A 9585-nucleotide genomic window follows, 5' to 3' on the forward strand; every position below is an offset into this window, starting at 1 on the left:
TTTAGGCGCTGGCTAGTTATCTGGGCTTATAGCCCTGGTACAAACCACCCGTTTGACGGGTGGCCATGATTTATATTCAGAGCGATGAAAAAGCTAGAGTTCCACAATTGGGAATATCTAGCTTTTTTGTGGCTGAGAATTATTTTGTCGCAGACTCTTTTTAATTTTATAGGTTGAAACAGAAAAGACTTGCTAAGTTCTTCTAAACTAAGTATACTAGAAGGTAACAAGCGTTTTCAGACGTTAAATTAGGGAGTAGACTTAGAAATTGAGGGGGAGTTATGGGAACTAGAAAATTTCGACTATTGATGTCCAAGTATGGTTTTAGCATTGCGATTATTCTGATAGAATTATTTGTAGTTTTTGCAGTCATTCTTTACATGAGCCAGATTGCTCCACTTGTTTGGGTTGCTCTTGTATTTCTTGTCAGCGTGGCAACTGTTTTAGCTATTGTCAATCGTTCTATGTCTCCTGAAAGCAAGGTGACGTGGTTGATTGTCACTTTTGTTCCTGTTTTTGGTCCCTTGCTTTATATCATGTTTGGTGAGCGTCGGTTATCAAAAAAGGAATTCAAACAATTACAGGAACTTCGTTCTATTGCATCTCATGAAAAGCGAGAGCATAGTCTTCATCAGATCCTACAAGAAACTGATAAATCTGCCTACGGGATTATCAATGCCTTATTGCATATGGACAGTAATGCAGAAGTTTATGATCAGACAGACTCACAATTCTTTTCAAATGGTGAGGAAATGTGGCAACAGATGCTGGAAGATTTGAAGAGGGCTGAAAAATTTATTTTTCTAGAATACTACATTGTCGACGAAGGTTTGATGTGGGATAGTATGCTTGAAATTCTTGAAGAAAAAGCTTCTCAGGGAGTCGAGGTCAAGATGCTCTACGACGATATCGGCTGCATGGTGACATTGCCAGGTGATTATACTGTGCATCTCCGATCTCGGGGAATTGAGGCTCATAAGTTTAATAAGGTAATTCCTCGTATGACAGTGGCCTATAATAACCGTGACCACCGTAAGATTTTGGTCATTGATGGGCAGATTGCCTATACTGGCGGGATTAATCTTGCAGACGAATATATCAATCAGATTGAACGTTTTGGACACTGGAAAGATAGTGGGATTCGGATAGATGGTCCGGCGACTCAAGCCTTTACCAGACTATTTCTCATGAACTGGTACATCAACCGTGGAGAAATTAGTGACTTTGATCAGTATCATTTGGAAAATCAGACACGACCAGGAGGTGGTCTTTGTATCCCGTATGGAAGTGGCCCTAAGCCTATCTATAAAATGAAGGTGGGTAAAATCGTCTATCAAAATCTGATTAATCAAGCGGAAGATTTTGTCTATATCACCACGCCTTATCTCATTATTGATTATGATTTGACAGAGGATATAAAAAATGCAGCCATGCGAGGTGTAGATGTGAGAATTATAACTCCATTTATCCCAGATAAAAAGCTCATCCAGTTAGTAACTCGAGGATCTTATCCTGATCTTTTGTCTGCTGGTGTACGTATCTATGAGTATACTCCTGGTTTTATCCATAGTAAGCAAATGATTGTTGATGATCGATTTGCGGTTGTTGGAACCATAAACCTTGATTATCGCAGCTTGGTTCACCACTATGAAAATGCAGTTTTATTGTATGAAACACCGTCCATTGCAACTATTCGCAATGATTTTGAAGAAATTTTTGAAGAGTCGCAAGAAATTTTTACTGGGACAATCAAGCCTACTTGGTATCAAACATTAATCAAAGAAGTAGCTCAGTTATTCGCCCCTATGCTTTAATTGAAAGAGCTAGTTCATCTGTATAATTAGAGAAAGAGAAGGTTTGCCGTCTCTTTTTCTGTAAGCAGTTTCCTTGACATCTTGTTTGTTTTGCGTTATCATATGTCCATATAATATATGGGAGTCTGTGTACAGTCTGAGAGGAAGTGTTAAACTTCGACCGCACCTGATCTGGGTAATGCCAGCGTAGGGAACGAAACTTAGCCTAATTTTGCACCTTTTTCATATATGGAAGAGGTTTTTCTTTTTTACAAAGAAAAACTGTAACTTAGAAGGAGGTTTGAATGAAAGCAAGCATTGCTTTACAAGTCCTGCCCCTGTCACAAGGGATTGACCGCATAGCTGTAATTGATAAGGTCATTGCTTATCTGCAAGCTCAAGAAGTGACCATGGTGGTGACACCATTTGAAACGGTCTTGGAGGGGGAGTTTGATGAGCTCATGCGAATTCTTAAAGAAGCCTTAGAAGTGGCGGGGCAAGGAGCAGACAATGTTTTTGCCAATGTGAAAATAAATATAGGAGAGATTTTAAGCATCGATGAGAAACTTGAAAAGTATAATGAGACGGCATATTAGTCTGCTAGGATTTTTGGGTGTCTTATCCGTTTGGCAGGTGGCGGGATTCTTAAAACTCTTACCAAAGTTTATCCTGCCGACACCACTTGAGATTCTCCAGTCTTTTGTTCGTGACAGAGAATTTCTCTGGTACCATAGTTGGGCAACCTTGAGAGTAGCCTTATTAGGTTTGGTCTTGGGAGTCTTGATAGCCTGTATCATGGCTGTTCTTATGGATAGTTTGGGCTGGCTCAATGACTTGATTTACCCCATGATGGTAGTTGTCCAGACCATACCGACAATTGCCATAGCTCCTATCCTAGTTTTATGGTTGGGTTATGGTATCTTGCCCAAGATTGTTTTGATTATCTTGACGACAACCTTCCCTATTATCGTCAGTATTCTAGATGGTTTTAGGCATTGCGACAAGGACATGCTGACCTTGTTTAGTCTGATGCGAGCGAATCCTTGGCAAATCCTGTGGCATTTTAAAATCCCTGTCAGCCTGCCCTACTTTTATGCAGGACTAAGGGTTAGCGTCTCCTACGCCTTTATCACAACAGTGGTATCTGAGTGGTTGGGAGGCTTTGAAGGACTAGGTGTCTACATGATTCAGTCCAAGAAACTGTTTCAGTATGATACCATGTTCGCGATTATTATTCTGGTATCGCTGATTAGCCTTGTGGGTATGAAATTAGTCGATATCAGTGAAAAATATGTGATTAAATGGAAACGTGCTTAAAAGAAGCGTTTTGTAAAAAGAAAAGAGGAAATATAAATGAAGAAAACATGGAAAGTGTTTTTAACGATTGTAACAGCTCTTGTAGCTGTCGTGCTTGTGGCTTGTGGGCAAGGAACAGCTTCTAAGGATAACAAAGAAGCAGAACTCAAAAAAATTGACTTTATCCTAGACTGGACACCCAATACCAACCACACAGGGCTTTATGTAGCTAAAGAAAAAGGTTATTTCAAAGAAGCTGGAGTGGATGTTGATTTGAAATTGCCACCTGAAGAAAGCTCGTCAGACTTGGTTATCAATGGTAAGGCGCCATTTGCTATCTATTTCCAAGATTACATGGCTAAGAAATTGGAAAAAGGAGCAGGTATCACTGCCGTTGCAGCGATCGTTGAGCACAATACATCAGGGATCATCTCTCGTAAATCTGATAATGTAACTAGTCCAAAAGACCTAGTTGGCAAGAAATACGGAACTTGGAATGACCCTACTGAGCTTGCGATGTTGAAAACCTTGGTAGAATCTCAAGGTGGCGACTTTGAGAAGGTTGAAAAAGTACCAAACAACGATTCAAACTCGATCACACCGATTGCCAATGGCGTTTTTGATTCTGCTTGGATTTATTATGGTTGGGATGGAATCCTTGCTAAATCTCAAGGTGTAGATGCTAACTTTATGTATTTGAAAGACTACGTTAAAGAATTTGACTACTACTCACCAGTTATCATCGCAAACAACGACTATCTAAAAGACAACAAAGAAGAAGCTCGTAAAGTCATCCAAGCTATCAAAAAAGGTTACCAATATGCTATGGAGCACCCAGAAGAAGCGGCTGATATCTTGATCAAGAATGCCCCTGAGTTAAAGGATAAACGTGATTTCGTCATCGAATCTCAAAAATACTTGTCAAAAGAATATGCGAGCGACAAGGAAAAATGGGGACAATTTGATGCTGACCGCTGGAATGCCTTCTACAAATGGGATAAAGAAAATGGTATCCTCAAGGAAGACTTGACAGATAAAGGATTTACCAACGAATTTGTGAAATAATGACAGAAATTAGACTAGAACATGTAAGCTATGCCTACGACAATGAAAAGATTTTAGAGGATATTAATCTACAAGTGACTTCAGGTGAAGTGGTTTCTATCCTAGGCCCCAGTGGTGTAGGGAAGACCACTCTCTTTAACCTGATTGCAGGGATTTTAGAAGTCCAGTCAGGGCGAATTGTGCTTGATGGGGAGGAAAATCCCAAGGGGCGCGTGAGCTATATGCTACAAAAGGATCTGCTCTTGGAACACAAGACGGTGCTAGGCAATATTATTTTGCCCCTCTTGATCCAAAAGGTGGACAAGGCAGAAGCGATTGCCCGCGCATACGAAATCCTTGCTACCTTTCAGTTGACGGCTGTAAGGGATAAGTACCCTCATGAACTCAGTGGTGGGATGCGTCAGCGTGTTGCTTTACTTCGTACCTATCTTTTTGGACATAAGCTCTTTCTTCTAGATGAGGCCTTTAGTGCCTTGGATGAGATGACTAAGATGGAGCTCCACGCCTGGTATTTGGAGATTCATAAACAGCTAGGCCTGACAACACTCATCATTACGCATAGTATCGAGGAAGCCCTCAATCTCAGCGACCGTATCTATATCTTAAAAAATCGCCCTGGGCAGATTGTTTCTGAAGTCAAACTTAATTGGTCTGAAGCTGAAGACAAGGACGTTCAAAAAATTGCCTATAAACGCCAGATATTAGCAGAATTAGGCTTAAATAATTAGAAAGACAGGGAGTTGGTGAGGATTCTTCATTACCAGCCCCTTTTTCTTTTAAAAAATCGAAAAATTCGGTATAATAGTCAAAAATAGTCAAGGTTCAAAGAAAGAGGTGGCGTTCTATGAGATTTAAAAATACATCAGACCATATAGAGGCCTATATCAAGGCGATTTTGGAGCAGTCGGGTATGGTTGAATTGCAACGAAGCCAATTAGCGGATACCTTTCAAGTCGTGCCTAGCCAGATCAACTATGTGATTAAGACTCGATTTACTGAAAGCAGAGGCTATTTAGTTGAAAGTAAGCGGGGAGGTGGCGGTTATATTCGCATTGGTCGGATTGAATTCTCAAACCACCATGAAATGCTCCGCGATTTACTGTATTCGGTAGGTGAAGAAGTTAGCCTAGCTATCTTTGAAGATGTTTTAAGACTCTTGTTTGAGCAGGATTTAGTGACTCGTCAGGAGATGAATCTATTATTAGCAATGGCGACAGACCGAGTTTTAGGCGATGATGCCAATCTTATCCGTGCCAATATGCTCCGTCAGTTATTACAAGAGGTAGATAGAAAAGGAAAATAGAACTAAATGAAATATTCAAAAGCATTGAGAGAATGTATAGAAAGTGCCTTTCTGGTCGCCAGTCATTTTGGGGCAGAATACCTAGAGTCATGGCACCTATTGATTGCTATGGCCAATCATGGTTACAGTGTAGCTGGGGCGACTTTGAACGAATTTCCATATGAGATTGATCGTCTGGAGGAAGTTGCTGTAGAGCTGACTGAAACAAAGTATAGCGATAAGGAACATTATCAGGAGCTGCCTTTTTCACACCGGTTGAAGGTATTGTTGTTGGAAGCAGAGCACGTTGCTTCTGTCGTACATGCCAAGGTATTGGGAACAGAGCATGTTCTTTATGCTATCTTACATGATGGCAATGCCTTAGCTACTCGCATTTTAGAAAAAGCGGGATTTTCTTACGAAGATCAGAAGGATCAGGTCAAGATTGCTGGACTTCGTCGAAGTCTTGAAGCGCGTGCTGGTTGGACTAGAGAAGATTTGAAGGCCCTTCGCCAGCGTCATCGTACGGTAGCGGATAAGCAAAATTCCATGGCTAATATGATGGGTATGCCTCAGACACCAAGTGGAGGTTTGGAAGATTATACGCATGACCTTACGGAGCAAGCTCGTTCGGGTAAATTGGAACCAGTCATCGGGCGCGACCAAGAAATCTCTCGTATGATTCAAATCTTGAGCCGTAAGACAAAAAATAATCCAGTCCTAGTTGGAGATGCAGGTGTCGGTAAAACAGCTCTAGCACTTGGTCTTGCGCAACGTATTGCCAACGGGGATGTACCTGATGAAATGGCTAAGATGCGAGTTTTAGAACTTGATTTGATGAATGTGGTTGCGGGAACTCGTTTCCGTGGTGACTTTGAAGAACGTATGAACAATATCATCAAAGATATTGAGGAAGATGGAAAGGTCATCCTCTTTATCGATGAGCTTCATACCATTATGGGGTCAGGAAGTGGGATCGATTCGACCTTGGATGCGGCCAATATCTTGAAACCTGCCTTGGCACGTGGAACTCTGAGAACTGTCGGTGCGACCACTCAGGAAGAGTATCAAAAGCACATCGAAAAAGACGCAGCCCTTTCTCGTCGCTTTGCAAAAGTGATGATTGAGGAACCAAGTTTAGCAGATAGTATGGCTATTTTACGAGGTTTGAAAGCAACCTATGAGAAACACCACCATGTCCAAATTACAGACGATGCAGTAGAAACAGCTGTCAAAATGGCTCATCGTTATTTAACTAGCCGTCACTTGCCAGACTCAGCGATTGATCTTTTGGATGAAGCGGCAGCAACTGTCCAAAATAAATCAAAGCACGCTAAAAAAGATGAGTCAGATTTAACACCAGCTGATAAGGCCTTGATGGATGGTAAATGGAAGCAAGCTGCTCAACTCATTGCAAAAGAACAGGAAGTACCTGTTTATAAAGACTTGGTGACAGAATCAGACATTTTGACAACCTTGAGTCGCTTGTCAGGTATTCCAGTTCAAAAATTGACCCAAACAGATGCCAAGAAGTATCTCAATCTTGAAGCTGAACTGCATAAACGTGTTATCGGACAGGAACAAGCTGTATCTAGTATCAGTCGTGCCATTCGCCGAAATCAATCGGGTATTCGCAATAACAAACGCCCAATTGGATCCTTTATGTTCCTAGGACCAACAGGTGTTGGTAAGACCGAGTTGGCCAAGGCCTTGGCGGAAGTTCTCTTTGATGATGAGTCTGCTCTTATCCGCTTTGACATGAGTGAATATATGGAGAAATTTGCAGCCAGTCGTCTCAATGGAGCTCCTCCAGGTTATGTAGGCTACGAAGAAGGCGGGGAGTTGACCGAGAAGGTTCGTAACAAACCGTACTCAGTCTTGCTTTTTGACGAGGTAGAGAAGGCTCACCCAGACATCTTTAATGTGCTCTTGCAAGTCTTGGATGATGGTGTCTTGACAGACAGTAAGGGTCGCAAGGTTGACTTCTCCAATACCATCATCATCATGACTTCAAACCTTGGTGCGACAGCTCTTCGTGATGACAAGACAGTTGGTTTTGGAGCTAAGGACATTCGTTTTGATCAGGAAAATATGGAAAAACGGATGTTTGAGGAGCTGAAAAAGGCTTATCGTCCAGAGTTTATCAACCGTATTGATGAGAAGGTAGTCTTCCATAGCTTGTCAAGTCAAGATATGCAAGAAGTAGTTAAGATTATGGTCAAACCATTGATTGCTAGTCTTGCAGAAAAAGGAATTGACTTGAAACTTCAAGCATCAGCCCTTAAACTCCTAGCTCAGCAAGGATATGATCCAGAGATGGGGGCTCGTCCACTACGCAGAACTTTGCAAACGGAAGTAGAAGACAAACTAGCAGAACTTCTCCTTAAAGGTGAATTGGAAGCTGGTAAGACTCTGAAGATTGGTGTCAAAGCTGGTCAATTAAAATTTGAGATTGTTTAAAATTGTGAGGTTGGAACAGATTGTTTCAGCCTCTTTTTTGGAAAGTTATTACTCAAATAAGGACTTGGATTTTGCATTTAGTTTAAGGATTTCAAAAACGAATTTCTACTGATCAAGTTTTGTATATCAAGTAAAAAATCTTATAATTAAGAAATGTTTGCTAAATTCCCAAACTAAGTTCCACCGCTAGTAGAAGTGGAAGTTAGTCTGATAAAAATTGTAAAAACCAGTGGAATTCCGTGTCAGGGTAAGTTCCACTGGTTTTACTCATGCTTGATTTCATCGCTTTTGTAGTCGAAAGGAATAGAAAAAAGAGCGCACAAAATCCCCTCATCTGAAAGCGTTTCAGATTAAGTTCCGCTATGGTGGAAGTTAGTATGAGACGTTTGAATGGGTTTTTTGGTTAGTTTTTAGATTTTATGTTGGAGTAATTTAGAAGACTGACAGACATCTTCTGCAGGTATTTTAGAAATGCCGAGAAGTTTAGGAATTTCTTCTCCGTAAGTAAAGGCAAAGAGTTCATAGGCTGACTTTCCATTCAAAGCAGCGCGTTTGACACTGTTGACATGCGAACAGACGAGATTAATATCCTCTTGAGTTAAGTTGTCAAAGGAAGTTCCCTTAGGTAGAATGTCGCGAATCAGCGTGTGATTTTTCTCAATTCTCCCTTTCTGGTCAGAGCGATTAGGGTCGCAAAAGAAGAGCTTGCTCTCTCCTCGAACATCCATTTCGATGTCATCAACCCTGGCAAACTCTCCACCATTATCAGTCAGAATGACAGGAAAGAGTTGGAAGAAATCTTTGTCCGCTTGGTGAAGAGTGTTCTTGATTTTATAAAGGTGTTTGGTAACCTCAAGGGCAGTTTTATTAACCAGAAGTCTAGCGAAGATAAAGTTACAGAAAGAGAGGTTGAAGGTGAGTAGGACTTTCCCTCCCATTCTGCCCATAACTGTATCCATTTCCAGCCAAGAGTCTAGTTGATTAAGGGCTAAATAGTTTTGGAAATCCTCATAGGAACGGCCTTTTTTAGCTTCTTTAGGGATGGAAGGTAGATTATTTTTTCTTCTTTCTTTAAATTTAACAGCTCTAGCAAGATCAATCGGAGCGATAGACAGGTAACCTTTTCGGATGTGTCGATAGACAGTTGAGGAGCTAACATCAAGGTTATGAGTTTTGAGGATATGATAGATGTGTTGTCCCTTTTTAACCCCATCAGAAATAATTTTATCCATGTTCCAGAAAGTCTGAGAATTAAGAGGAGTTCCTTCACGAGCTTCGACAAGAGTTTGTTCGTACTGCTTTTGAGCTTGTTTGGCGAGGTAGAAGATTTTCTGATAGCCACAGTTTTGTCTTCTTTTAGGACATCCATTACAGACAAAGGGAGCTTTGGCAAGTAAAGGACAAGGGAGGTTATCACACGTAGACTCTCTGACTAGTCTGTTTCGTTTGACTTCTTTGGAAACAGTAGTCGGGTCTTTTAGAATAAGTTGCCCGATAGCTTTGAAGGTTTCACCGCGCTCTAAACCTAATTGGATATCATTACGGTCTGAAAGGGTAAGGTGTTTATGTTTGATCATAGTAGGCCTCATTTCTACCACAAACGTCTCACACTTAATTCCACCATAAAAATCCGTTTTAGACTAATTTCCACTTTGGTCAGGAAAGTGGAAGTTACTTTGAGAAATTACC

Annotated in this window: 8 protein-coding genes; 7 read left to right on the forward strand and 1 reads right to left on the reverse strand. The window is 41.0% G+C overall.

The window, feature by feature from the left end:
* Positions 1-281 precede the first annotated feature (281 nt).
* From cls to ADF68_RS04480, 7 genes are all read left to right on the forward strand, one after another.
* Positions 282-1814 carry a cardiolipin synthase gene (cls, locus tag ADF68_RS04450; RefSeq protein ID WP_049548795.1) on the forward strand — a complete coding sequence of 511 codons (1533 nt, stop codon included), beginning with the start codon at positions 282-284 and terminating at the stop codon, positions 1812-1814.
* Positions 1815-2098: 284 nt separating this feature from the next.
* Positions 2099-2389: a thiamine-binding protein gene (locus tag ADF68_RS04455; RefSeq protein ID WP_049548796.1), complete on the forward strand. Its 291-nt coding sequence runs from the start codon at positions 2099-2101 to the stop codon at positions 2387-2389.
* Positions 2352-3110 carry an ABC transporter permease gene (locus tag ADF68_RS04460; RefSeq protein ID WP_049548797.1) on the forward strand — a complete coding sequence of 253 codons (759 nt, stop codon included), beginning with the start codon at positions 2352-2354 and terminating at the stop codon, positions 3108-3110. The genes ADF68_RS04455 and ADF68_RS04460 overlap by 38 nt, the downstream gene beginning before the upstream one ends.
* A 36-nt stretch (positions 3111-3146) precedes the next feature.
* Positions 3147-4154, forward strand: a complete 1008-nt coding sequence (locus ADF68_RS04465; RefSeq protein ID WP_049548798.1) for an ABC transporter substrate-binding protein — start codon at positions 3147-3149, stop codon at positions 4152-4154.
* Positions 4154-4882, forward strand: coding sequence for an ABC transporter ATP-binding protein (locus ADF68_RS04470; RefSeq protein WP_049548799.1), 729 nt, complete (start codon positions 4154-4156; stop codon positions 4880-4882). Before ADF68_RS04465 ends, ADF68_RS04470 begins: the two co-directional genes overlap by 1 nt.
* Before the next feature lie 116 nt (positions 4883-4998).
* Positions 4999-5457: a CtsR family transcriptional regulator gene (locus ADF68_RS04475; RefSeq protein ID WP_001211286.1), complete on the forward strand. Its 459-nt coding sequence runs from the start codon at positions 4999-5001 to the stop codon at positions 5455-5457.
* 6 nt (positions 5458-5463) lie between these two features.
* Entirely contained in the window at positions 5464-7896 is a 2433-nt protein-coding gene (locus tag ADF68_RS04480) for an ATP-dependent Clp protease ATP-binding subunit (protein WP_049548800.1), read from the forward strand.
* A 410-nt stretch (positions 7897-8306) separates the two neighbouring features.
* On the opposite strand, the gene ADF68_RS04485 is transcribed toward ADF68_RS04480, so the two are convergent.
* Positions 8307-9473, reverse strand: a complete 1167-nt coding sequence (locus ADF68_RS04485) for an IS30 family transposase (RefSeq protein ID WP_049548801.1) — start codon at positions 9471-9473, stop codon at positions 8307-8309.
* Positions 9474-9585 lie beyond the last annotated feature (112 nt).

Origin of the sequence: Streptococcus pseudopneumoniae (assembly GCF_001068775.1) — a bacterium.
In the GTDB taxonomy this organism is placed as follows: Bacteria; Bacillota; Bacilli; order Lactobacillales; family Streptococcaceae; genus Streptococcus; species Streptococcus pseudopneumoniae_N.